The sequence below is a fragment of the Delftia sp. WY8 genome (assembly GCF_018437695.1).
GTDB lineage: Bacteria > Pseudomonadota > Gammaproteobacteria > Burkholderiales > Burkholderiaceae_C > Comamonas > Comamonas tsuruhatensis.
This window is the reverse complement of record NZ_CP049795.1, coordinates 4,662,317-4,686,655: the sequence shown is the minus strand read 5'-3', so window position 1 is coordinate 4,686,655 and position 24,339 is coordinate 4,662,317. Positions and strand designations below refer to the sequence as shown.

General features: G+C 66.8%; 20 protein-coding genes and 1 pseudogene. 6 read left to right on the top strand and 15 right to left on the bottom strand.

Annotation, left to right across the window (positions count from 1 at the left end; translation table 11 throughout):
* Positions 1–76: 76 nt before the first annotated feature.
* The 3 genes from G4D77_RS21540 to G4D77_RS21530 form a co-directional block, all read right to left on the bottom strand.
* The gene (locus tag G4D77_RS21540) at positions 77–3,145 is read right to left on the bottom strand and encodes an efflux RND transporter permease subunit (protein ID WP_154833553.1); all 3,069 of its coding nucleotides are present in this window, start codon (positions 3,143–3,145) and stop codon (positions 77–79) included.
* Positions 3,138–4,340 carry an efflux RND transporter periplasmic adaptor subunit gene (locus tag G4D77_RS21535; RefSeq protein WP_213757734.1) on the bottom strand — a complete coding sequence of 401 codons (1,203 nt, stop codon included), beginning with the start codon at positions 4,338–4,340 and terminating at the stop codon, positions 3,138–3,140. Before G4D77_RS21535 ends, G4D77_RS21540 begins: the two co-directional genes overlap by 8 nt.
* A gap of 77 nt (positions 4,341–4,417) precedes the next feature.
* Entirely contained in the window at positions 4,418–5,035 is a 618-nt protein-coding gene (locus G4D77_RS21530; protein WP_016445469.1) for a TetR/AcrR family transcriptional regulator, read from the bottom strand.
* Between the two features lie 89 nt (positions 5,036–5,124).
* Here G4D77_RS21530 and G4D77_RS21525 point away from each other — a divergent pair, with 89 nt between their 5' ends.
* On the top strand, positions 5,125–6,630 hold the full coding sequence (locus G4D77_RS21525; RefSeq protein ID WP_154833551.1) for an efflux transporter outer membrane subunit: 1,506 nt from the start codon (positions 5,125–5,127) through the stop codon (positions 6,628–6,630).
* Between the two features lie 141 nt (positions 6,631–6,771).
* On the top strand, positions 6,772–7,098 hold the full coding sequence (locus G4D77_RS21520) for a hypothetical protein (protein WP_099752498.1): 327 nt from the start codon (positions 6,772–6,774) through the stop codon (positions 7,096–7,098).
* Positions 7,099–7,169: 71 nt separating this feature from the next.
* Here G4D77_RS21520 and G4D77_RS21515 read toward each other — a convergent pair whose 3' ends face one another.
* Positions 7,170–7,637 (bottom strand): nuclear transport factor 2 family protein, encoded by a 468-nt coding sequence (locus G4D77_RS21515; protein ID WP_016445466.1) that lies wholly within the window; start codon positions 7,635–7,637, stop codon positions 7,170–7,172.
* 84 nt (positions 7,638–7,721) lie between these two features.
* Here G4D77_RS21515 and G4D77_RS21510 point away from each other — a divergent pair, with 84 nt between their 5' ends.
* On the top strand, positions 7,722–8,300 hold the full coding sequence (locus tag G4D77_RS21510) for a TetR/AcrR family transcriptional regulator (protein ID WP_154833550.1): 579 nt from the start codon (positions 7,722–7,724) through the stop codon (positions 8,298–8,300).
* Between the two features lie 101 nt (positions 8,301–8,401).
* Here the strand turns inward: G4D77_RS21510 and arsC are convergent, their stop codons facing one another.
* The 8 genes and pseudogenes from arsC to G4D77_RS21470 all read right to left on the bottom strand — a co-directional run bounded on the left by arsC (position 8,402) and on the right by G4D77_RS21470 (position 16,331).
* Entirely contained in the window at positions 8,402–8,833 is a 432-nt protein-coding gene (gene arsC, locus G4D77_RS21505) for an arsenate reductase (glutaredoxin) (protein WP_016450895.1), read from the bottom strand.
* Positions 8,834–8,857: 24 nt separating this feature from the next.
* Positions 8,858–10,147: an arsenic transporter gene (locus G4D77_RS21500; protein WP_016445463.1), complete on the bottom strand. Its 1,290-nt coding sequence runs from the start codon at positions 10,145–10,147 to the stop codon at positions 8,858–8,860.
* A gap of 53 nt (positions 10,148–10,200) precedes the next feature.
* A pseudogene (locus tag G4D77_RS21495) lies at positions 10,201–10,670 on the bottom strand (arsenate reductase ArsC).
* Between the two features lie 6 nt (positions 10,671–10,676).
* Positions 10,677–11,177, bottom strand: a complete 501-nt coding sequence (locus G4D77_RS21490) for an ArsI/CadI family heavy metal resistance metalloenzyme (protein WP_154833549.1) — start codon at positions 11,175–11,177, stop codon at positions 10,677–10,679.
* A gap of 12 nt (positions 11,178–11,189) precedes the next feature.
* On the bottom strand, positions 11,190–11,513 hold the full coding sequence (locus tag G4D77_RS21485) for an ArsR/SmtB family transcription factor (protein WP_016445460.1): 324 nt from the start codon (positions 11,511–11,513) through the stop codon (positions 11,190–11,192).
* 681 nt (positions 11,514–12,194) lie between these two features.
* Complete coding sequence (locus G4D77_RS21480; protein WP_227740905.1) at positions 12,195–14,630, bottom strand: TonB-dependent siderophore receptor; 2,436 nt, start codon at positions 14,628–14,630, stop codon at positions 12,195–12,197.
* Between the two features lie 181 nt (positions 14,631–14,811).
* Complete coding sequence (locus G4D77_RS21475) at positions 14,812–15,813, bottom strand: FecR domain-containing protein (protein WP_154833547.1); 1,002 nt, start codon at positions 15,811–15,813, stop codon at positions 14,812–14,814.
* Positions 15,810–16,331 (bottom strand): sigma-70 family RNA polymerase sigma factor, encoded by a 522-nt coding sequence (locus tag G4D77_RS21470; RefSeq protein ID WP_154833546.1) that lies wholly within the window; start codon positions 16,329–16,331, stop codon positions 15,810–15,812. Before G4D77_RS21470 ends, G4D77_RS21475 begins: the two co-directional genes overlap by 4 nt.
* A gap of 1,080 nt (positions 16,332–17,411) precedes the next feature.
* Between G4D77_RS21470 and groES the strand changes: the two genes are divergently transcribed.
* Positions 17,412–17,702 (top strand): co-chaperone GroES, encoded by a 291-nt coding sequence (groES, locus tag G4D77_RS21465; RefSeq protein ID WP_016445456.1) that lies wholly within the window; start codon positions 17,412–17,414, stop codon positions 17,700–17,702.
* Between the two features lie 48 nt (positions 17,703–17,750).
* Positions 17,751–19,394, top strand: a complete 1,644-nt coding sequence (gene groL, locus G4D77_RS21460; RefSeq protein WP_016445455.1) for a chaperonin GroEL — start codon at positions 17,751–17,753, stop codon at positions 19,392–19,394.
* 108 nt (positions 19,395–19,502) lie between these two features.
* On the opposite strand, the gene G4D77_RS21455 is transcribed toward groL, so the two are convergent.
* Positions 19,503–20,780 carry an aminotransferase-like domain-containing protein gene (locus G4D77_RS21455; protein WP_126310965.1) on the bottom strand — a complete coding sequence of 426 codons (1,278 nt, stop codon included), beginning with the start codon at positions 20,778–20,780 and terminating at the stop codon, positions 19,503–19,505.
* 123 nt (positions 20,781–20,903) lie between these two features.
* Positions 20,904–22,319: a 2-oxoadipate dioxygenase/decarboxylase HglS gene (hglS, locus tag G4D77_RS21450; protein WP_017406079.1), complete on the bottom strand. Its 1,416-nt coding sequence runs from the start codon at positions 22,317–22,319 to the stop codon at positions 20,904–20,906.
* A 165-nt stretch (positions 22,320–22,484) separates the two neighbouring features.
* Between hglS and G4D77_RS21445 the strand changes: the two genes are divergently transcribed.
* Positions 22,485–23,405: a LysR family transcriptional regulator gene (locus G4D77_RS21445; protein WP_012207461.1), complete on the top strand. Its 921-nt coding sequence runs from the start codon at positions 22,485–22,487 to the stop codon at positions 23,403–23,405.
* Here G4D77_RS21445 and G4D77_RS21440 read toward each other — a convergent pair.
* Positions 23,380–24,339, bottom strand: coding sequence for a CobW family GTP-binding protein (locus G4D77_RS21440; protein ID WP_154833545.1), 960 nt, complete (start codon positions 24,337–24,339; stop codon positions 23,380–23,382). The genes G4D77_RS21445 and G4D77_RS21440 overlap by 26 nt on opposite strands.

Below are 24,339 nucleotides of genomic sequence, written 5' to 3'. Positions count from 1 at the left end.
GCATGGACTCCTGAGCCTGGAACGGGATGCGCCATTGTGGCCAATCGGCCCGGGCCGCTGGCGCATTTGCCGTGGATCAGCGCGGGGATTCGCCGGGCCTGATCCTGAACCAGATCGAGTACATGGCGGGCAGGAAGACCAGCGTCAGCACCGTGCCGGCGAGCGTGCCGCCGATCAGCGTATAGGCCAGCGTTCCCCAGAACACCGATTGGGTCAGCGGGATGAAGGCCAGGATCGCCGCCAGCGCGGTCAGGATCACGGGCCGGGCGCGCTGGACAGTGGCCTCCACCACCGCCTGGAACGGCGCAAGCCCCTCCTGCTCGTTGTGCTGGATCTGCCCGATCAGGATCAGCGTGTTGCGCATCAGGATGCCCGACAGCGCGATCAGCCCCACCAGTGCATTGATGCCGAAGGGCTGCTGAAAGACGATCAGCGTCGGCACCACGCCGATCAATCCCAGGGGGCTGGTCAGGAACACCATGACCATGGCCGATATCGACCGCACCTGCAAGATGATGATGATCAGCGTGATGGCGATCATGATCGGGAACAGGGGCAGCATGGCCGTCATGGCCTTGCCGGATTCCTCGATGGAGCCGGCCTCGTCGATGCGGTAGCCCGCAGGCAACGCCTTCCTGATGGGCTCCAGCTGCCGGGTGATGGCCGCAGAGACATCGGGCGGCTGCAGGCTGTCATCGATGTCTCCGCGAACCGTGATGGTGGGCATGCGGTCGCGGCGGCGCATGACGGGCTCCTCCATCTGCACGGTGACCTCGCCCAGCTGCGACAGCGGTATGCGCTGGCCAGTGGCGTTGGTGAGCGTGAAGTCGCCGACCCTGGCCACATCGTGGCGGGTGCCGCCCGCAGAACGCGCCATCACCTGCACGGTGCGGATGTCCTCGCGCACGGTGGTCACGGGCACGCCGCTGAGCAGGAATTGCAGCTGCTGCGCGACTGCCGCGGAGGTCAGGCCCATGGCCTGCAGCCGGTCCTGGTCCAGGGTGAAGCGCATGACGGGGGTGCGCACGCCCCAGTCGGAGTTCACGGTCCGCATCATCGGGCTGTCGTGCAGCACCTGGTGCACCTGGCCGGCAATGTCGCGCAGCCGCTGCGGGTCGGGGCCGGAGACGCGATACGCCACGGGGAACGGGGAGTACGGCCCGAACACGATCTGCGATGCGCGCACCTGCGCCTGCGGGGCCAGTCCCTGGGAGATGGCCTCGCGCAACCTGAGCTTGAGTGCGTCGCGCTGCGCCTGGTTGGCGGTGCGCACGACGATCTTGGCGAACGACGGGTCGGGCAGCTCAGGCGAGATGGCCAGAAAAAAGCGCGGTGCGCCCTGGCCGATATAGGCGGTCACGATCTCCGATTCGGGCTGCTGCAGCAGCCAGGCTTCCACCGTGCGGGTGGTCTCGCTCGTCTGGCCGATGGAGGTGCCGTAGGGCATCTGCACCTCGACCATCACCTCGGGCCGGTCGGAGATGGGAAAGAACTGCTTCTTCACGATGGACATGCCCAGCACGGAAGCCACCATGAGCCCGCCCACGACTGCGGCCACCATGCCCTTTCGGGCGATCACCTTGCCCAGCACGCGCCGCAGGCGCTCGTAGCGGGGCGTGCCATACATCGCCGCATGTCCGCCTTCGACCTTCTTGAGAGGGGGCAGCATCTTCACGCCCAGATAGGGCGTGAACACCACGGCCACCACCCAGGACACGATGAGCGCGATGCCGACGATCCAGAACATGTTGCTGGTGTACTCGCCCGCCGTGGAGCGTGCGAATCCGTTGGGCATGAAGCCCACCGCCGTCACCAGCGTTCCGGACAGCATGGGCGCCGCGGTATGGCTCCAGGCGTAGGCGGACGCGGCCACGCGGTCGTAGCCCTCTTCCATCTTCACCACCATCATCTCGATGGCGATGATGGCGTCGTCCACCAGCAGGCCCAGCGCAAGGATCAGCGAGCCGAGCGTGATGCGGTCGAAATTCTTTCCCGTGGCGGCCATGATGATGAACACGGCCGCCAGCGTCAGCGGCACGGCCGCAGCCACCACCACGCCAACGCGCCAGCCCATGCTGGCGAAGCACACCACCAGCACGACCAGCAGCGCGGCCAGGAACTTGAGCATGAACTCATCGACGGAGGCGCTGATGTTCACGGCCTGGTCCGTCACCTTGGTCAGGCCCATGCCCAGCGGCATGTCTGCGTTGATGGCGCCCACCTCCCGGTCCAGCGCCTTGCCCAGGTCCAGCCCGTTCCAGCCGTCGCGCATGACGACGCCCAGCAGCAAGGCAGGCTCCGCACCGTTGCGGATGATGAAGGTCGAGGGGTCTTCGTAGCCGCACTGGACGGTGGCGATGTCGGACAGCTTGACCGTGCGGCCCTGGGCCACGATGGGCGTGTCGCGGATCTTCTGCAGCGCGTCGAACGCCCCGTCGATGCGGATGAACACCTGGGGTCCCTGGGTCTCCACCGACCCGGCAGGCGTGAGGACGTTCTGGTTGTTCAATGCCGCGAAGACGTCCTGCGGACTGATGCCCAGCGTGGCCAGGCGCTCGTGCGAGAACTCCACGTAGATCCGCTCGGATTGCTCGCCGACGATGTTGACCTTCTTGACGCCCGGCACGTGCAAAAGACGCTGGCGCAAGGCTTCGGCATCGCGCACCAGCGCCCGGGGCTCCTCGCCGCGCGCCTTGAGGGCGTAGATCGCAAAGGTCACGTCGGCGTACTCGTCGTTCACCATCGGGCCGATCACGCCCGCCGGCAGGTTGCGGGCCTCGTCACCGAGCTTCTTGCGTGCCTGGTAGAACTCCTCCTGCACCTCGCCGGGGGGCGTGGAGTCGAGCAGGGTCAGCGTGGTGAAGGCCAGCCCCGGTCTGACGAAGGTTTCGGTGCGGTCATACCAGCGCAGCTCCTGCAGGCGCTTTTCCAGCTTCTCTGCCACCTGGTCCTGCATTTCCTGCGGGGTGGCGCCAGGCCAGGCCGTGATGATGGTCATGACCTTGACGGTGAAGGCCGGATCTTCCGCCCGGCCCAGCTTCAGGAAGGCAAAGACACCCGTCAGCGAAATCAGCAGGATCAGGAAGAGCGTGATGGAGCGCTCACGGACGGCAAGCGCCGATAGGTTGAAACGGCCTTCACTCACGGGACGCTCCCGTGGACACGGAGGACGCCGTGGACGTTGTTGCCGTTGTTGCCGTTGAAGGCGCCGGCGCCTCGCTGTCCAGCCGCACCTGCGCACCCTCGCTCAGCAAATGCGCGCCGAGCGCGACGATCCGCTCCCCCTGGTCGAGCGCACCCACCACCTGGGCATTGCCGTCCTGCACCTGAACCACGGTGACGGGCTGGCGCCTGACCTGATCGCCCTGCACCACCCAGACAGCGGCGCCCTTGCCCTCATCGAGGATGGCGCCGATGGGGACCTGCAGGGTTGACTTGCCGGCCGTCGATGTCGATGTCGATGTCGATGTCGATGTCGATGTCGATGTCGATGTCGATGTCCCGCCAATCCTGAGCGTGACCGTGCTGCCCAGCGGGGCGCTGGCCGCCGCGCCGGCGTCCAGCACATAGCGGGCCTCAAAGGTGCGGGTGGCCCGGTCGGCCACATCGGACAGCTGGCGCAGTCTGGCGGGGATGACCACCTCCTCCCTGCCGAACAGGCGGGCCTGGGCCGCCGAGCCCAGCGCGGGGCGCAGTGTCTCGGGCAACTGGACGACCGCTTCGCGCCTGCCGGCATGGGCGAGGCGCACGACCACCTGGCCGGCACTGACGACCTGGCCAGGCTCGGCAAGTGTTTCCATCACGATGCCATCGGCATCGGCCAGCAGTTCGGCGTAGCGGCTGGCGTTCAGCGCTGCGGCGGCCTGCGCTTCGGCCGCCCTGAGCTGGGCGCGGGCGGCATCCGCGGCCGCCTTGATCTGTTCATGGGCCAAGGCCGAAACGGCACCCGTTCCCTGCAGGTCCCGGTAGCGCTGCTCCTCGTCGCTGGCCTGCTGGGCCCGTGCCCTGGCGGCTGCGACGGCCTCCTGCTGGGCATGGGCGGCCAGCTTCAGGTCCACCGGGTCGAGGCGCAGCAATGCCTGGCCGCGCCTGACCGTCTGGCCTGTATCCACCAGGCGCTCGAGCACCTTGCCGGCCACGCGAAATCCAAGATCGCCCTGCACCCTGGCCGCGATGGTGCCGGTGAAGACGCGCTCGGAAGAATGGCCTGGCGCTACCAGGGTGGTGCGAACGAGGGGTGGCTGGGTGCGCGAATCTGGCGGCGGGCTTTTGCCGCAGGCTGCGAGTGCAAGTGACAGTGCGCCGACAGCGGCGATGGACAGATGGCGGTGCCGAAGCATGAGGGGGTCCCGATCAATGAGCAGGACCCGATTCTGTGATTAGTGACCATTTATGTCAATGGTCACAACTGCAGGATTTAGGGCGACAGGCTTCTCAGCACCAATCCGGCCAGTTGTGCGGGCGCCTCGTCCGCATGGTCGAGGCTGTGCTGCAGCATCACCGGGTTCAGATAGGGGAGCATGACCAGGAAGATGGCGCGCCCGGTTTCATCCAGCGGCGTCTTGCGCTCGAAGTCGCCCCGCTGGCGCCCGGCGTCGAGCACCTGCAGCAGCAGCTGATGCATGCGTTCCTCATAGGCCTGCGCTGCCTGCCAGCGCTCGGCCGACGCCGAAATGGCGATCTCGTACAGCTTGCGGTCCTCGGAGAAAAGCCGCAGCGTGGCAGCGACGATCGCCTTGAACAGGCGCCGCAGCTGCTCGGGAGGCGCATCCGTGCTGGCGACGGCCTGGCGGATCTCCGCCTCCATCTCCATCAGGCAGTTGGAACAGATCATCTCGCCGATGACCTGCTTGGACTCGAAGAACTTGTAGATGTAGGCCTTGGAAAAGCCGATGGCCTTGGCAAGGTCGGACACCGTGGTTTTCTCGTAGCCGTAGCGGCTGAAATGCTCTTTCGCCGCAGTCACGATCTGTTGCCGGACATCGTGTTCGACCGGGCCGCGCGCAGAGGTCGGATAGACGTTGGTGGTGCTCATGCGGCCTAGCTTACTCCATCAAAAAAATACTATGCAAGTGACCATTTTGGAATATAGTCACAGCGTCGTCACGCTTCTGACTGTTGAACATGCCGCGTCTTGCCGCCCCCGTCTTTCTGATGCTCGCCAGCCTTTGTGCAGGGTGTGCGGTAGGCCCTGACTACCAGCCGCCCGCCACGGCCCTGCCCCAGGCCTACATGGGGGGCCGCGTTCTGGGTGAGGGCAAGCCTCCCTCGCCGGACTCCCCCACGGACCTTGCAGCCTGGTGGGCAGCCTTTGGCGATGCGCAAATGGCGCGCCTCGTCACGGCGGCACTGCAGCAGAACCTGGATGTTGCCCAGGCCGCTGGCCGCGTGCTTCAGGCACGCGCCGGGCTGGACGCGGCGGCAGCTGCGTTGCTGCCGTCGGCCCAGGTCTCGGCGCAAACGGCCAGGAGCTATCAGTCGGTCGAGACTCCGCTGGGCCGGGTGCTCGACTCCATGCCGGGGTTCGATCGCTACGGCAGCGCCCAGGAGGCCAACCTCGGGGCCAGTTGGGAGCTTGATCTCTTCGGCGGCCTGCGCAGGACCCGGCAGGCCTCCCTGGCCGAGTACCAGGCATCGGAAGCCGGCGCCACTGCCGTGCGGCTCGCGGTGGCCGCCCAGACTGCGGACATCTATATCCAGATTCGCGGCCTGCAGGCGCGGCTGGCAGTGGCACGCTCGCAGGTGCGGACCCAGCAGCAACTTCGCTCCATCGTCGAACTGCGGTGGAACAAGGGCCTGGCACCCGAGCTTCAGCTGCGCCAGGTTGAGGGGGCACTTGCGCGGGCGCAAGCAACCATCCCGCCGCTGGAGAACGCGCTCGAGGCCGCCCTCAACGCCATGGACGTGATGCTGGCCACGGCACCCGGCACGCACCGGGCCGAGCTGGCCGATCCCCGCCCGGTTCCCGTGCTGCCAACCCTTTCCCTGGCGGAGGCGCCCGGCGATCTGCTGCGGCGACGCCCGGACCTCATCGCGGCGGAGCGGCGCCTGGCAGCGTCGAACGCACGCATCGGCGTGGCGATCGCCGAGTACTACCCGAAGCTGTCGATCAGCGGCCTGATCGGCAGCGCCACCTCCATCTCCGCGGGCAATCTCTTCAGCGCCGGCGCATCGCAGGCCAGCGTTGTGGGCGGCCTGCGCTGGCGGCTGTTCGACTTCGGTCGCATCAACGCCCAGATCCACCAGGCGCAGGCACAGGAGGCGGAAAGCCTTGCCGCCTACCGGCAGTCGGTACTGCGCGCCACGGAAGAAGTGGAGAACGCCCTGGTCTCGCTGGACAAGCGGCAGGAGCTGATGGCCGTGCTCGCCAGGGGTGCGGATGCGCTCACGCGGGCCCGGCAGGCCGCAGGCGCCGCCTACGACAAGGGCGTGGTCAGCCTGATCGAGGTGCTGCAGGCGGATGAAAGCCTGCTGGGCGTGCTGGATGCACAGGCGCAGGCCCGGATGGAGTCGGCGCGCTCGACGGTGGCGATCTTCAAGGCGCTGGGCGGCGGCTGGACGCCGGAGCCCCTGCCTTCCAGGGCATTGGCAACCGCCAGCCACGGTCTTCCCGCCAGCGTTGCCCCCTGAACCTGCCACTTCCCGAAAGGAGCCCCCTTTCCACACACAGCAAAGCAATCGAACACCCCTGCGGGACATGCGGCCCAGGCGACCTGCCCAAGCAGGCGGCCGAAGCCATGGCCCGGCTCCACCCACTCCATCTGTCAAACCATGTCAAACACAACCCCCTCCCCCACCGTTGCTGCAGCCGCACGCCTCCTGAAGCCGGCGCTTGCGGCCATCGCCTTCTCGACCTGCTTCGCAGCCCATTCGCAGCCGCAAGACGCCTCGGCAGCCACATCGGACGCAGCGCTTTCCCGCGCCGAAGTCATCGCCGATCTCGCACTCTGGCGCCGCGCCGGATTGGACCGCCATGCGGAGATATCGATCTCCTACGGAGTCGAAACGCAGGAATATCGGGCCGCATACCAGGAGTACCTGCGCCTTCGCAACAGCGAGGCGTTCCAGGCGGAGGTCCGCAAGGCGCTGAGTCGGTAAGGCGGAGCTCCTTCCCGCCCAGGCCATCGCGGCAGCGGCTGGCTGCCCAGGGACGTGGCCCGGGGCTTTGCCTACAGGCCCAGGTCGGACAGACCGGGGTGGTCATCGGGGCGACGCCCCAGCGGCCAGTGGAACTTGCGCTCCGATTCCTGGATGGGCATGTCGTTGATGCATGCGAAGCGCCGGCGCATGAGACCGTCGGCCTCGAATTCCCAGTTCTCGTTGCCGTACGACCGGAACCAGTTCCCGGCATCGTCGTGCCACTCATAGGCGTAGCGGACTGCGATCCGGTTTTCCGCGTACAGCCAAAGCTCCTTGATCAGCCGGTAGTCCAGCTCCTTCTTCCACTTCCTCTCAAGAAGGGCCTGGGCCTCGGCGCGGCTGTTGGCGAACTCCGCCCGGTTGCGCCATTTCGTGTCGGGGGTATAGGCCATCGCGACCTTGGCCGCATCGCGTGTGTTCCATCCATCCTCGGCCAGACGGACCTTTTGGACGGCGCTTGCGAGAGAGAACGGGGGCAGGGGTGGGCGAGTTTCCATGATGTGACCTTTGAAAAGATGTAGAACGATCTGTCTACATGCGCCACTCTAACGGAGGTGGAACGATCTGTCTACAATGTCTTCATGAAAACTCCCGAGCCATCCTTCGAGTCATTGCCGCCCCGCGAGCGCATCCTGGTGGCAGCCCATGGCCTTTTCTACGCAGAGGGCATCCGGGCCACGGGCGTGGACCGGATCATCGAGCGGTCGTCGGTCAGCAAAGTCACCTTCTACCGCCAGTACGCCAGCAAGGACGACCTGATCCGGGCGTACCTCGACTACCGCCATGAACGGTGGATTTCCTGGTTCCAGGCCAGCCTGGCGCAGGAGGCCGCCGGGGGCTCGTCAGCGTTGGATGCCCTGTCCACCACCCTCAGGAGCTGGTTCGGCCAGCCCGACTTTCGGGGCTGCGCCTTTCTCAATGCCGCTGCCGAACTGGGCTCGTCCGACCCTGAGATCCTGGCAACGGTCCGGCGGCACAAGCAGGAAATGTCGTCCGTGCTGGATCGCCTGTTCGGTGGCCATCCCGTGTCCGTGGGCGCTGCGCTCACCCTGGTGGCGGACGGCGCCATCGTCCATGCGCAGATGGGTCAGCCGATCGATGAAGTCATGGCGAACTTCAAGGCAGCGGCCGAAGGGATCGTGAGCCGCCCCGGGTTGTGAGCAGGCTCAGGAGCGGGGCGCCGCTGAGGCTTCGGCGCGCCACAGCGGCAGGTCGTTGCTGCCTCGCCACCTTTGGCCACGCAGGGGCCGGATCTGGCAAGTCAGTGCTTTGCCACACGCTGTCCTGCCGCGTCGATGACGGCTTCGCCGTCCTCCTTGGAGAATGCCCCTTGCTGGGGACGCGGCAGTATGTCCAGCACCACCTCGGATGGCCGGCACAGGCGCGTGCCCAGTGGCGTCACCACAATGGGGCGATTGATGAGGATAGGGTGCCGGAGCATGGCGTCGATCAGCTGGGCATCGGTCCATTCCGGGTCGCCCAGGCCCATCTCGTCATACGGCGTACCTTTTTGCCGCAGAACCTCCCGCACAGGCAGGGCCAGGTCCGCCAGCAGCCGCTCCAGCGTGGCCCGGTCGGGCGGTGTCTTGAGGTATTCGATGACGGCGGGCTCCTCGCCGCTGTTGCGGATCAGGGCCAGCACGTTGCGCGATGTGCCGCAGGCGGGGTTGTGATAGATCGTGATGGTGCTCATGGCAGGTGGGTTCTGTGAGGGAATTCAGGCAGCCACGCTCAGGCGCAGCGCAAGGGCGGCAAGCGTGATGAGCAGCACGGGGGCCGTCAAAACCGTACCGACCCTGAAGTAGTAGCCCCATCCGATGGTCATGCCTTTGCTGGCCAGCACATGCAGCCACAGCAGCGTGGCCAGGCTACCGATGGGCGTAATCTTCGGGCCCAGGTCGCAGCCGATCACGTTGGCGTAGACCATGGCATCCCTGACCACGCCGGTGGCACTGGAGGCATCGATCGACAGCGCACCCACCAGCACGGTGGGCATGTTGTTCATCACAGACGACAGCAGGGCCGAGAGCACCCCCGTGCCAATGGCTGCGCCCCAGACGCCGCCTTGGGCAAAGCGGTCCAGAACGGATGCGATAGAGGTGATCAGCCCGGCATTGCGCAATCCGTAGACCACCAGATACATGCCCAGCGAGAACACCACGATCTGCCACGGCGCGCCATGCAGTACCTTGCGGGTGCTGATGACGCAGCCGCGTGCCGCCACGGCCAGCAGCAGGGCGGCACCTGCGGCCGCGACCGCGCTGACAGGCACGCCCAGCGGCTCCAGCCCGAAGAAGCCGACCAACAGCAGGACCAGGACCACCCAGCCCGCGCGAAAGGTCGCCGGATCGCGGATCGCATCGGCCGGGCGCCTGAGCTGGGCCAGGTCATAGGTTGCGGGAATGCCGCGCCGAAAGAACAGCATCAGCATGGCGAGGCTGGCCAGCACCGAGGCGAGATTGACCGGCACCATTACCGAGGCGTATTCGTTGAAGCCGATGTTGAAAAAGTCGGCCGAGACGATGTTGACCAGGTTGGAGACGATCAGCGGCAGGCTGGCCGTGTCGGCGATGAAGCCTGCTGCCATGACGAATGCCAGCGTGGCGGAGGGCGAAAAGCCCAGCGCCACGAGCATGGCCATCACGATGGGCGTGAGGATCAGGGCGGCGCCGTCATTGGCGAACAAGGCGGACACAGCCGCACCCAGCAGCACGATGAACGCGAACAGCTTGCTGCCCCGGCCGCCGCCCCAGCGTGCGAAGTGCAGCGCGGCCCATTCGAAGAAGCCGGCCTCGTCAAGCAGCAGGCTGATGATGATGACGGCCACAAAGGTGGCGGTCGCATTCCACACGATGCCCCAGACCACTGGAATGTCGGAAAGATGCACCACGCCGGCCAGCAGGGCAACGACCGCGCCCAGCGAGGCGCTCCAGCCAATGCCCAGGCCGCGCGGTTGCCAGATAACCAGCACAAGGGTGGAGATGAAGATCAGGACTGCCATGAGCATGGTGCTGGGAGATTCGGGTTTCAGAAGGCGCGCATTCGTGGACGAAGGGGGCGTCAGTGGGAGGCCAGTTCGCGGGCGGTGCCCTGTAGCCTTGCCTTTTCCAGCTTGTCGTCGGGCAGATTGACCAGCAGCTCCAGACGACGGCGCATCATGTGCAGAGTCTGTCGGAATGCTTCCAGCTTGACCTCTTCAGATGCGTCTCCCTGCGAGGGATCGGCGTATCCCCAGTGGGCGGTGGCGGGGTGGCCGGGCCAGATCGGGCAGACCTCGCCAGCTGCGTTGTCGCAGACGGTGATGATCAGGTCCATCTGCGGCGCAGCCCCTGCACAGATACGCCGGCACGTTGCAGCACCTGCAAGCTCAAGGGATTGGGCTGCTGATTCGCGCGGGGGCTGCTGCCGGCCGAATACGCTTTGAAGCGCCCATTGCCCATGTCGTTGAGCAAAGCTTCGGCCAGGATGCTGCGCGCCGAGTTGTGAGTGCACAGGAACAGGACATTCAGGGGGGTGATGGAATCAGACATGGTGGCTTAGCAGCAGGACGTGGAGGAAGAGGAAGCTACGGTGCCTGGGGCGCAGCAGGCAGATGCGGCCGCCTGGCGCGGGGCCGTCGGCGCGCAGCACGCGCCGCTGGCTCCGACAGCTGCATCAGGGGCCTCGTGAAACACGGGAATGTTCTCCAGCGAATGAAAGTGCTCCCAGGCAATCCCCTGGGGATCGGTGATCCAGTGCTTGTCGCTGCGTGCATAGCAGCAGGTGGTGGCGCCTTCGTCGAGCATCGCCAGGTCGGCGGCCCTGGCGCGTGCCTTGAGCGCATCCAGCTCCTCGGCCTCATCCACTTGGAAGCCCAGGTGGTCCAGGCCGGCTTTCTCGCCTCGCGTCGAAATGGCGAAGTTCACCCGGGGCTCATCCAGCATCCACTTCGCGTAGTCGCTTTCCACGCGGGCGGGCTCGGCACCAAACAGCTGGGAATAGAACGCGATGTTCTTGGCCAGATCGTCGACGTGCATATGGACATGGAAGCGTTTCATCGTGGACTCCGTTCAGCAGTTGCAGGGCAAGGCATCCACCGTGGCGCATGCGGCGCCCTGGCAGCAGTTTTCGGTAAGGTAGGCGAGCAGGTCGTTCATCGCCGCAAAGGACGCCCGGTACAGCACATTGCGGCCCAGGCGCTCCTGGCTGACCAGCTCGGCATGGGACAGCTCCTTGAGGTGGAACGACAGCGCGTTGGGTGCGATACCCAACTGTTCGGCCAAGGCGCTGGGCGTAAGCCCCGCAGGGCCGGCGACTACCAGGGCGCGGAAAACGCGCAGGCGCGCTTCATGGGCCAGGGCCGAAAGCGATCGGATGACTTGGGTTTCTTGCATTCATCAATAATACAACTATTGTTGAATTGTTGTTGAAAAAAATGAGGGCGGCCGTGCGGCTCCATTGCGCAAGCTCCGTGCGGAACGCCACTGAACACGCCGCGCGTCACGCAGATAACTCGTTGATTTCTCACGTCCTCGCAAGCCATGCGCCATCGATCTTTAGAGAGATGCGCCACTGAACTTTCGTCTGTACGGAAAACGCGCCACTGCACTTTAGTTTTTTTGGCCAGCAAGGCTGAGGAGCGAGCTATCGGCCGAGGCGCAAGGGCTCAGGGCCGATGTGCGGCGGCGTCGCGGGTTGCCATGGGCTCTTGTGTGGCAGCTACCGACCCGTTGCAGTCGTTTGTCGCTGGCCTGTCGGTGTCGGCTTTGCCTCGGCAGCTGCCGCCCCCGCTGCCGGGCGAACTCACGCTGCATGGCGCCAAGCAGTCCTTAGCCTCTGCGACAAGCGCTGGCCCAAATGGTGGGGCTACTCGAAGGCTAGGACATTCTCCGGGCGCTCGCCCCGTGCCAGTGATCGTCTCACCCCCACTCAAACTTGCAGTCCCGAAACACGGATGGACGGCCAGGCTCGCCATGACACCCTGACAGCTCTACCCTCGCAAACATCGCCATCAACGGCGGACAGCACATCCACTGATGCTGACGACGTTCACACGGGGCGCAGCTGAAAACATTTCAGAACTTCATAGACACCGCCACGCGCATATTCCGCGCCTCCCCGTAGTACGACGAGGTCGAAACCCCTTGGTACTTGCGGTCGAAGACGTTGTAGAGGTTGGCCGAGACCGTGAGCTTCGGATTGATGGCGTATTGCACCATCAGGTCGGCCACAGCATAGCTTTTCTGCTCGACACGGCTGACGTTGGGCAGGCCCAGGAAGGAGAGGTCGCTCCAGGTGCCGCTTTGCCAGCGCGCGCCGCCGCCCACGGTCAGGCCGTGGCCTATGTGAGGCAGGCGGTAGGTGGTGAACAGCTTGAGGGTGTTGCGCGGGATTTCGGGGTTCAGGCGGTTGCGCTCGGCGTCGCGCGCGATGTTGCGGGCAAAGCCGACGGAGGCGTTCCAGTGGCGGCGGATTTCGCCGGTCATCTCCACCTCGAAGCCACGCGTTTCGGCGCCCTTGACGGCACGGTAGGCCTGCTCGCCATTGGGCGCGTAGCTGCCCGTGATGGCCTGGGCCACGTTGTCCTGCAGCAGGCGGTAGACGGCGGCGCCCACCTGCAGGCGCTTGTCCAGCAGCTCGCCCTTGAGGCCCAGCTCGTAGCTGCGGCCCAGGAGGGGATCGAGCTTTTTGCCGTGGATGTCCAGGCTGCTCTGCGCCTGGAAAATATCGGTATAGCTGGCATAGGCCGACCAGTCGCGGCCCACGTCCAGCACCAGGCCGGCGAAGGGCGTGAGCTTGCCGTTTTCGGCCATGGCGCTGCCGCTGGTCTCGCCGCTGGCGAAATCGGTGTAGCTGTCGCGACGCTTCCAGTTCGTGATGCGTGCGCCCGCGATGACGGACAGCCGGTCCGTGGGGCGCAGCTGCAGCGATCCGTAAGCACTGCTGCTGCGTTCCACGGCCGCGCTGCGGCCTAGTACCGGGTTGTCGGGCTGCACCGGCGTGCGGCCATCCCAGGTGAAGAGGTTGTCTATGGTGTTGTCCCAGCTGGGGAAGGCCCAGCGGCCATGCGAGCCGCTGTCGTTGCGCGTGCGCGCCACACTGGCGCCGAAGGCGGCCTGGTGCTGGCGTCCCAGCAGCTGGAAGGGACCGGAAGCCGTGAGGTCCAGCGTGTCCTGCCGAGGCCGCCCCGTCCACCAGGCGGCCCACAGGCCGGCACCTGCGCCGGTGGTGCGGTCCACAGGCTGTTCATTGGTCCAGCCCGGAATCTCGTCATAGCTGCTGCGGTCGAGCGTGTAGATGGCCTTCAGGCGCCAGTCGCTGGCCATGCGGTGCTCGAGCGAGGCGAAGACGCTGCGGTAGTCCCGCCGTGCCGAGGCCCAGCGCGCGCCCGAGGACGCGGAGCGGCTCCAATCGATGCGCGTGCCATCCGTGTAGAAGAAAGGCCGGCCCCCACGGCCTACGCCAGAAGCGTCGTAGTCCTGCGCGGAAAAGCCCACGGTGGCCAGCGTGGACGGCGACAGGTCAGCCTCCACCACGCCGTACAGCGAGCGGCTGCGGTCCTGCTCGTAGTCGACCTTGGAATGGCGGTTCTGCGACACGGCCACGATGCGCCCGCGCACCGATCCGGAGGCGTTGAGCGGAGATGACAGATCCACCTCGGCACGTGCGAAATCCCAGGAGCCTGCCGTGAGCCTGGCGCTGCCCTGGAACTCGGCCGTGGGCAGCTTGCGCACCAGGTTGATGGTGGCGCCGGGCGTGCCCGCGCCGCTCATCAGCCCCGAGGCGCCGCGCACGACTTCGACGCGGTCGAACATGGCCATGTCGCTGGTCTGGAAGATGGCCGGGTAGTCGCTGAACAGGCGGTTGACGCCATCGACCTGGAAGTTCTTGATCTGAAAGCCCCGCGCGAAGAACTGGTTGGTGTCACCGCCCGTGGGGCCGTACTGCGCATAGCTCAGGCCCGTGGTCTGGCGGGCGATGTCTTCCTGCAGCACGATGCCCTGGTCGTCCATGCGCTGGCGCGTGATCACGCTGACCGACTGCGGCGTCTCGCGCAGCGACAGGGACAGGCCCGTGGCGGCCCGCGATTCGCTGGCGGCGTAGGACTGCGTGCCCTCGGTGACGGCGCTGCGCTCGGCCTGGGCGGTGACGCGCACCTCGGCCAGCGTGGCCGCGCCGGTGGGCGTTCCCACGGCCAGGGACGGTCGCACCACAAAGCCGCCGCCCTCGCGCGGCAGGGCCTGCAGGCCCGTGCCGGCCAGCAGCGCGGACAGGGCCTGGTCCACGGTTCGATCACCCTGCACGCCGGGGCTGGTCCTGTCTGCGGTCTGGGCGGTGGAGAAGGACAGCAGGATGCCCGCCTGGGCGCCAAAGCGATTGAGCGTGGCGGTCAGCGGCCCGGCAGGAATGTCGTAGCGCTGCACTGCCTGGGCGTGGGGCTGTGCCTGTGCGTGGGCCTGCGCCGGGGCAAGCACCGCCACCAGCGGCAGTGCCAGAACGGCGGGGCGCAAGGCCTGCCGCAGTTGAAATGCCAGTCGTGTGGCGCGAAAAGTCGGGTGATGGCCCATGGTGTGCGTGTCCCTCGGTCCTGGATGGTTGGCAATGGAATGCGGACGCAGAAAAAAGCGCTTCATCTCCATTGCCCCGCGAGACGCGAAAAGCGATCAGCCAGGATCGACAAGAGCCAGGAAATCAGGCCGGCTCGACCACCACCCAGTAGCGCGTGGCCGTGCGCAGGCGCACCGGCAGGGTGGCCAGCAGCATGGCCAGCACCTGGTCGGTGTCGGCCAGCGGATAGGTGCCGCTGACGGGCAGCTGCGCCACGGCACCATCGCAGTCCAGGTGGCCGGGCCGGTAGCGCGACAGCTGGTCCAGGAACTCGGCCAGCGGCATGTCCTGGGCCACCAGCATGCCGCGCGTCCAGGCTGCCAGGGCCGGATCGGCGGGCCCGGCCGGCGTGGTGGCCTGAGCGTCGAACTGCGCCTGCTGGCCTGTTTGCAGCAGATGGAGGTGGCCGGGCCGTTCGCGGGGCGCGATCTCCGTGGCGCCTTCAAAGACCGCAACCCGGCTGGGCCCCTGGCCGCGCTGGCGCACGACGAAGCGCGTGCCCAGGGCACGTATGCGGCCATGGCGGGTTTCGACGAGCAAGGGCGGCGCACTATCCTTCAGGCCCTGGGCCGTGGCCACCTCGATGTCGCCGCCGCGCAGGCGCACCAGGCGCTGCTGCGGGCTGAAATCCAGGTCGACCGCGCTGTCGGCATTCATCTGCAGCTGGGTGCCGTCCGGCAGGCGCAGGCTGCGCCGCTGGGCCGTGCCCGTGCGCAGGTCCGCCCCCAGGCCGGCCAGCCAGTCGCCCGAGGATGCCGGACCTCTCCATGCCACGGCACCGGCACCCGCGCCCGTGAACAGCAGCACGGCCAGGCTGCGCACCGCCAAGCGCCGCCCGCGCCCGCGTGCCGTGCGCGCGGCCTGGGCCAGGGCCACGCTGGCCGGCGTACCGGATAGCGGCTGCAGGCGTGCGCCCATGGCCTCTATGCGCAACCAGGCGCGCTCATGGTCGGGATGGGATTCGCGCCAGTGCTGCAGGCGCTGCACCAGCATCTCGCGCGTGCCGGCGCTGTGATCATCGGACTGCAGCTCCACCAGCCATTCGGCGGCCTGCTCGCGCACCGCAAGAGGAATGGGCAGGCTCATGCGCCGTCGTCGTCCAGAAAGCAGACTTGCACCACGGCCCGCGCGATATGGCGGCGCACGGTGGGCACGGAAAGGCCCAGTTCAGCCGCGATGTCGGCCTGCCTCACGCCGTCGATCTGCGACAGCAAAAAGGCCTGGCGCACGGGCAGTGGGAGCAGGGCCAGCAGGCGGTCCACCTCGACCAGGGTCTGCAGCACGATGGCGCGGTGCTCGGGGGACGGGGCCACGGCCTCGGGCATGAGGGCCAGGGCGTCCAGATAGGCCTGCTCCACGCAGCGCTTGCGGTAGAGGTTGGCGGCCAGACCCTGGGCAATGGTCATCAGCAGGGCACGCGGTTCGCGAATGGCCTGGATCTCGGCGCCGCTACGGCCCAGCAGGCGCACATAGGTGTCCTGGGTCAGATCGGCCGCATCAAAGGCATTGCCCAGGCGCTTGCGCAGCCAGCCCAGCAGCCAGCCGTGGTGGTCGGAGTAGAGAGTGGCGACATCGGGAACAAGGGCGCGGTCGGCGGCGGGCATGGGAAAGCGGCACGAGTGAAGCAGGAGGAAAGGCACCGGGGCAATATGCAGCGGCAAACAAGAATGCTTCTTATTTTCATTGTATCCAAATCCTACATCGTCAGTGCACCAACCTGCGCACCAACGCCTGAGTGCGGACGCTCGGCGCGAGCACCATCGTGGGCTGATTCCACCTTCGTTGAAACCAGTCGGAGCGACGGCATTGAGTCGACCGGAATCAGCGGTGCAGCGCGAAATGGGGCCTTCGAGGCGAAGCACGGCGCACCGAAGAATCGACTGGCCACTTCCAAACGGTGAAGCGGTCGTCCGACAATGGAAGCCTTCAACGGCCGGTGTTGGTCGTCCCTGTCACTCTCGCTTTGCACAGTGAAGGGCGTAGATCAGCCTGAGGCCATCGTTAGAAAGTCTGCAGTTGCCAACTGCTCCGCAGCGATTGCTGCTGCTCACGGCCACCTCGTGACCTATCAGTTGCAGCCACATGGTGGTCATCCAAGCTTCAGGGCTGGCGGCATCGCCAGATGCTTCGCTCCTCATCCGCACCCGACCTGGTGAAGCTCCCCTTTAGGACTGGGCCGTCATCGTGCCACGAAGGCGGAGCTTTTCTCCCTCTGACCACAGAGGTCACCAGACGAGGCCTCGGTCTCGTTCGCGCCTGATCAAGGGCAGTCACTCTGCACGGCTGGCTGATCTTGGGTGCGCTCAGCACCACGGCCAGGGCGCCTTCGATGCGACGTTAGGTCACAGCCCGCAAGGCTGCATGGTGATTCAGCGACAGCCTTTCGTCGGAAGTTCTGTGTGCTCCTGCAAGCCGCGCTTCGCCGCTGGCCAGCGCGGGCGCGCCCCGAAAAAACTAAAGATCAGTGGCGGAAAGCTAATGTGTAGTGGCGTTCCGCACTCCGCGCCGGATGTGCCGTCTTGCGGCACATCCGGCCCTACCCCTTGAAACCTGGCCGAATTGCCTTATTATTAGCACTCGTTGGGTATGAGTGCTAACAATCCTCTGTCCCACATTGCTTCGAATGCCGGCCCGCCGGGCCGGCAAGTCTTTGTTTCAACTTTGTTGATGATTTAGGAGTTGGTATGAACCTGCGTCCCCTGCACGATCGCGTGATCGTCAAGCGCCTCGAAAACGAAACCAAGACGGCTTCGGGCATCGTGATCCCCGACAACGCCGCCGAGAAGCCCGACCAGGGCGAAGTGCTGGCAGTGGGTCCCGGCAAGAAGAACGACAAGGGTGAAGTGATCGCCCTGAACGTGAAGGTCGGCGACCGCGTTCTGTTCGGCAAGTACAGCGGCCAGACCGTCAAGGTCCATGGCGACGAACTGCTGGTGATGAAGGAAGACGACCTGTTCGCGGTCGTCGAAAAGTAATCCACGCGCTTCGAAACCGCACTTTCCAACTGAATCCGGAGAATTGAAATGGCAGCAAAAGACGTAGTTTTCGGCGGCGAAGCACGCGCTCGCATGGTTGAAGGCGTGAACATCCTGGCCAACGCGGTCAAGGTCACGCTGGGCCCCAAGGGCCGCAACGTGGTGCTGGAGCGCTCCTTCGGCGCCCCCACCGTGACCAAGGACGGCGTGTCGGTCGCCAAGGAAGTGGAACTCAAGGACAAGCTGCAGAACATGGGCGCCCAGCTCGTGAAGGAAGTGGCCTCCAAGACCAACGACATCGCCGGTGACGGCACGACCACCGCCACCGTGCTGGCACAGGCCATCGTCCGCGAAGGCATCAAGTACGTGGCCGCCGGCCTGAACCCCATGGACCTCAAGCGCGGCATCGACAAGGCTGTCGCCGCCCTGGTGGAAGAGCTGAAGAAGCAATCCAAGGCCACCACCACCTCCAAGGAAATCGCCCAGGTCGGCTCGATCTCCGCCAACTCCGACGAATCCGTGGGCAGCATCATTGCCGAAGCCATGGACAAGGTCGGCAAGGAAGGCGTGATCACCGTTGAAGAAGGCAAGTCGCTGGCCAACGAACTCGACGTCGTCGAGGGCATGCAGTTCGACCGCGGCTACCTGTCGCCCTACTTCATCAACAACCCCGAAAAGCAGGTTGCCCTGCTGGACAACCCCTTCGTGCTGCTGTTCGACAAGAAGATCAGCAACATCCGCGACCTGCTGCCCACGCTGGAAGCCGTGGCAAAGGCCGGCCGTCCCCTGCTGATCATTGCAGAAGATGTCGAAGGCGAAGCCCTGGCAACGCTGGTGGTCAACACCATCCGCGGCATCCTGAAGGTTGTGGCTGTCAAGGCTCCTGGCTTCGGCGACCGCCGCAAGGCCATGCTGGAAGACATCGCCATCCTGACGGGCGGCAAGGTCATCGCTGAAGAAGTGGGCCTGGCGCTGGACAAGGTGACCCTGGAAGACCTGGGCCAGGCAGTGCGCATCGAAATCGGCAAGGAAAACACCACCATCATCGACGGTGCTGGCCAAGCTGCTGAAATCGAAGCCCGCGTCAAGCAGATCCGCATCCAGATCGAAGAAGCCACCAGCGACTACGACCGCGAAAAGCTGCAAGAGCGCGTGGCCAAGCTGGCCGGCGGCGTGGCCGTGATCAAGGTCGGCGCCGCCACCGAAGTCGAGATGAAGGAAAAGAAGGCCCGCGTTGAAGACGCCCTGCACGCTACCCGCGCTGCTGTGGAAGAAGGCATCGTGGCCGGCGGCGGCGTGGCTCTGCTGCGTGCCAAGCAAGCCGTGGGCGAACTGAAGACCGGCGACGCCGAGCAGGACGCCGGCATCAAGCTGATCATGAAGGCCATCGAAGCGCCCCTGCGCGAAATCGTGGCCAACGCCGGTGGCGAGCCCTCGGTGGTGGTCAACGCCGTGCTGAACGGCTCGGGCAACTACGGCTTCAACGCCGCCAACGACACCTACGGCGACATGCTGGAAATGGGTATCCTGGACCCGACCAAGGTGACGCGTACGGCCCTGCAGAACGCCGCTTCCGTGGCATCGCTGCTGCTGACGACCGAAGCCATGATCGCCGAGTCCCCCAAGGCTGAAGGCGCCCCCGCCATGCCCGACATGGGCGGCATGGGTGGCATGGGCGGCATGGGCATGTAATTGCCCGCCGCAACCGGGCAGGCCTTGCGCCATACCCGGTTTGCCCCGCAAGGAAAAGGCCGCCCTCGGGCGGCCTTTTTCATTGCATGAACGCTGTTGCCGATGTCCTCAGGACACGGCCTGGCCCCAGGCCCGGCCCAGGCGCGCCACGGCCTCGGTGATCTGGGGCACGGTGGGCGCCGCATACGACAGGCGCATGCACAGGCCGGCCTGCTGCGCCGCCTCGGCCGGGAAGAAGGCCTTGCCTGGCACATAGAGCACGCCCTGCTCCACAGCGGCCGTGAACAGCGCCCGGGCCAGGGCCTCGGGCTCGCCCGCATGCCGTTGTGGCGGCAGCAGCTGCGCCCAGACGAACATGCCGCCCGCAGGCCGCACGAAGCGGATCTGCTCGCCCAGGGCCGACTGCATGCCCGAGCACAGCGCATCCATGCGCGCCGCGTACTCGGCGCAGGCCTGGGCCAGCTGGGGCGCATAGCGGCCCGAGCGCAGATAGTGCGCGGCGATCATCTGCGCCAGCGGCGAGGTGCACAGATCGGCCGTCTGCTTGGCGATGGTGCAGCGGCGCAGCAATTGGGCGTCGGCCAGCATCCAGCCGATGCGCAGCGCAGGCGCCACGGTCTTGGACAGGCTGGACAGGTAGACCACGGGATTGGCCTGGGCGCCGCACAGCGCCAGGCCCGTTTCGTAGATCGACGGTTCGCGCTGGCCGGTAAAGCGCAGCTCGCCATAGGGGTCGTCCTCGACGATGACAAAGCCATGCTCGCGTGCCAGCGCCACCAGAGCCGTGCGCCGCGCCGCGGGCAGCAGGGTGCCGCCCGGGTTGGAGAAGTTGGGCACGGTATAGAGCAGCTTGGGGGCACGCGCATGGGGCCACTGCGCCAGCAGGCGGGCCAGGGCCTCGGTGTCCAGGCCCTGCTCGTCCGTGGGCACGGCAACGACCTGTGCCTGGGCCAGCTTCAGGGTCTGCAGCGTGGCCGGGTAGGCAGGCACCTCGACCAGCACCGGATCGCCAGGCTCCACCAGCACCTTGACCAGCAGGTCGAAGGCCTGTTGCGAGCCCGTGGTCACGATCATGTCGGCCGGCGTGCAGGCAATGCCGCGCGTGGCGCACAGCGCGGCCAGGGCTTCGCGCAGCGGCAGCTGGCCTTCACTGGCGCCGTACTGCAGGCTGGCGGCAGCGTCCTGCTGCAAAGCGGCCATCGCGGCCTGTTGCAGGCCTTCGGCATCGAACAGGCTGGGCGAGGGATAGCCGCCCGCCAGCGAGAGCATGCCGGGGCGGCTCAGATAGGGAAACAGCTCGCGTATGGGCGAGCCTTCGGGATGTGCGAACAGCGGGTTGAACAGATGGGCGGTGGGCGACTGAATGCCCAGGTCTGCAGTGCTCATGAAGGCCTCTTGCGGCTTTGCAAAAAACAAAGGGGCGCGTGCACAGGCCTGGCGCCTGCGCATGCGCCCCGGGAAAGGGGATACAGGGTGGATGCCGGCCAAAGCCGGCATCCAGGCAGCCGGTCAGGCCACAGCCTGGGCGGCCTGGGTGCGCAGCGCGCTGCGCAGCTGGTCGATGGAGCGCTGCTGCGCCTGCTCGTACAGCGCGATCTCGTCATGCACGCGGGCACCCAGGTCGGCCTCGAAGGCCTGCTGGGCCGCATGGGCCGCGTACTGCTTTTGCTCTTCGCCGCCCAGGTTGGACTGGAAGATGCCGGCCGCGCTCACGGGCAGGAAGTCTTCGTAGACGATGGGCTCGGCCTGGGCCAGGCCACGGGCGATCAGGGCGTCCAGGTCCGAGGCGGCGGCCGCGGCGGCCTCGCCTGCGGCCAGGGCGGCTCCCTCGTCGCTCAGCGTGAAGCGGTAGAAGGCCAGGTCCTGGCGGCGCAGTTGCTCATGGGTGTCGGGGAAAGCCTCGAAGACCTGGGCCAGCCGGCTGCCGTAGTCGGGTGCGGCACTGCCCGCGCTGCCCATGTCGCGCACCTGGGCCAGCAGCTGGTCGTAGAGCGCGCGGCCCTTGCGCGTGAGCGCCACGCCGCGCTGCTCGATCTCGCCGAAGCGCGCCGTGTGCGAGCCTGCGCCCGTGGCATCGCCGGCAAAACGCACGGTCTCCTTGAGCGCCTTGAAGCTGGTCTGGCGCAGCAGGATGGGGCAGGCACGGCGCGGCGGGCCTTCGACCACGTCCTTGGCATCCATGCCGCGTGCTGGCATGGCGGCCTGGGCCGCGTCGATGTCCAGGGTGCGCGGCGTCAGGTGGTTGATGTGCGGGCCCTTGAAGCAGACCACGTCGGCGATCAGGCGGTGGGCCTTGTGCAGCGCGTCGTAGGTGGCGCCGTCCACGGTGGATTCGCTGTGCCAGCGGAAGGTCTCCAGCGCCTCGCCGACGAATTCATCGGCCTCGGCATCGGTGAGGCCGCCGTTGGCCTCGGACTGGGCGATCAGCGCCAGCGCGCGCTCGGTGAAGATGTTGCGGCGCGCCAGGATGGCGGCGGCCTGGGCGCGCAGCGCCTCGTCGGCGATCAGGTCCAGGCGCAGCAGCGAGGTGAAGACGCGGAAGGGATTGGCCAGCAGCGCGGCATCGCTGACGGGACGGAAGGCCGTGGAGTGCACGGGCACGCCGGCCACCGACAGGTCGTAGTAGCCCACGGGCTCCATGCCCATGATGGCGAACAGGCGGCGCAGCATGGACAGCTCGGCGGCCGTGCCCACGCGGATGGCGCCGTGGCGCTCCACGCCCAGGCGGGCCAGCTCGCCACTGCGCTGCATCCGGGCCAGCAGCTCAGGCTCGGCCTGCAGCGTGCGCTGGTTGATGTCGGCCACGAGTTCGATCAGCGTGCCGTACTGGGGCACTTCATCGCGGTACATCTCGGACATGGCGCTGGAAAAGCGCGCGCGGATCTCGTCGGAAGGCACGAAGGCGTTGGCGGACGTAGAAGACATGGTGCTTGTGGGGACTGATGGTGGGGCCGCAGATCAGCCTGCGGCATGGTGAATTCCTGGCATGCATGCTAGGTCTGCGCCTTGAGCCTGGTCAAACGATAATCGGGCCCATAGGTCATTCCCAAACAGAATGCCCCTCCCACGATTGCCCCACCGCTCCCTGCCATGCTGCTGTCCCGCCGTTTCCTGCCCCCCATGTCCCTGCTGTGCGCCTTCGAGGCGGCGGCCCGGCACCAGAGCTTCACGGCAGCTGCGGCCGAGCTGCACCTGACGCAAAGCGCCGTCAGCCGCCAGATCCGAGCGCTGGAGGAGCGGCTGGAGGCAGAACTCTTTGTGCGCGAGCGCCAGACCGTGCGCCTGAGCCCGGCCGGCCAGGCCTATGCGCAGGAAATCCGGGGCGCGCTGATGCGCATCTCCACGGCCACGCTGGGCTTTCGGGCCAACCCGCGCGGCGGCAGCCTGAACCTGGCCATCCTCCCCACCTTCGGCACGCGCTGGCTGGCGCCGCGCCTGCCGCAGTTCTTCAGCGCCCACCCGGGCATCACCATCAACCTGACGACGCGGCTGTCCCAGTTCGACTTCCAGCTCGAAGCCGTGGACGCCGCCATCCATTTCGGCCTGCCGCACTGGCCGGGCGCCGAGCTGGCCTTTCTGATGAGCGAGACCGTGGTGCCTGCCTGCAGCCCCGCCCTGCTGGCCCAGCATGGCTTTGCCCAGCCCCAGGACCTGCTGCAGGCGCCGCTGCTGCACCTGGCCTCGCGCCCCGATGCCTGGCAGCGCTGGCTGTCCGTGCACCATGCGCCCATGGCCGAGGGCCAGGGCATGCTGTTCGACCAGTTCGCCACCGCCGCCCAGGCCGCCATCGCCGGCGTGGGCGTGGCCTTGCTGCCGCGTTTTCTGATCGAGCGGGAACTGGCCCAGGGCGATCTGGTGCGTGCCCTGCCCCATCTGCCCGAGATGGAAAGCGCCGAGCGCTACTACCTGGCCTGGCCCACAAGCCGCGGCAACTACCCGCCGCTGCAAAGCCTGCGCGAGTGGCTGCAGCAGGCGGCCCAGGATTTCATGCGGGACGGCCCGCAGCCCTGACGCCCGCAGCGCCTGCCACCAGCGCCTGCAGCGCCGCCACCGGCAACTGCCCGGCCAGGCCGATGGCCACGATGGCGGGCACCTGCTGCTGCTGTACGGGCGCTGATGCGGCACGCAGCCGGCCGCTGCGCCCGGCAAACTGAAGCTCGCTCCACTGGCCCGCCCCGGTCTGCACCACGCCCTTGAGCCGCAGCACGCCAGCCGGCATGGCCTGCAGCCACGCCTGCAGGGCCGTCTCGCACAGCCCCCCGGGCGGCTGGCAGGACCAGGTCTCGAACTGCCGGCCATGCATGGGGCGCGCAGTGCTGGCACCCCATGAGACCTCCCGCACGCCACGCAGCAGGGCTGCGCCACTGAGCAGCTCCACGGGCACCCGGGCTTCGTGCACATCGCAGCGTTGCGCGGCTGGCGCGTGGCTGGCTATCCAGCCGTGCACGCGCTCCAGGGTCCGGGCTTCGGCCAGATCGGTCTTGTTGACGATGACCAGGTCGGCCCGGGCCACCTGGCGCTGCAGCGTGTCGGCCAGCAGCGGATCGGCCGCCTGCCCGGGCAGGGCAGCGGCATCGACGACCACGATGACGCCGTCCAGCGCCAGTGCGGGATCGGCCAGGCCCAATTGGGCGATGCGCCAGGGATCGGAGACGCCGCTGGCCTCGACCACCACGGCGTCGAAGCGCTCGCGCTGCTGCAGCACGCCGATCAGGGCCATGGAGAGGTCATCGCCGATCTGGCAGCACACGCAGCCATTGGTCAGCGCAATGGTGTCGCCACTGTGGGCCTTGATCAGGCCTGCATCGATGTTGAGCGCACCGAAGTCGTTGACCAGCACGGCCAGCCGCTGGCCATCCGCATGGCGCAGCCAGTGGTTGAGCAGCGTGGTCTTGCCGGCGCCCAGGAAACCGCCGATGACCGTGAACGGCAGCCGCTGTCCCAT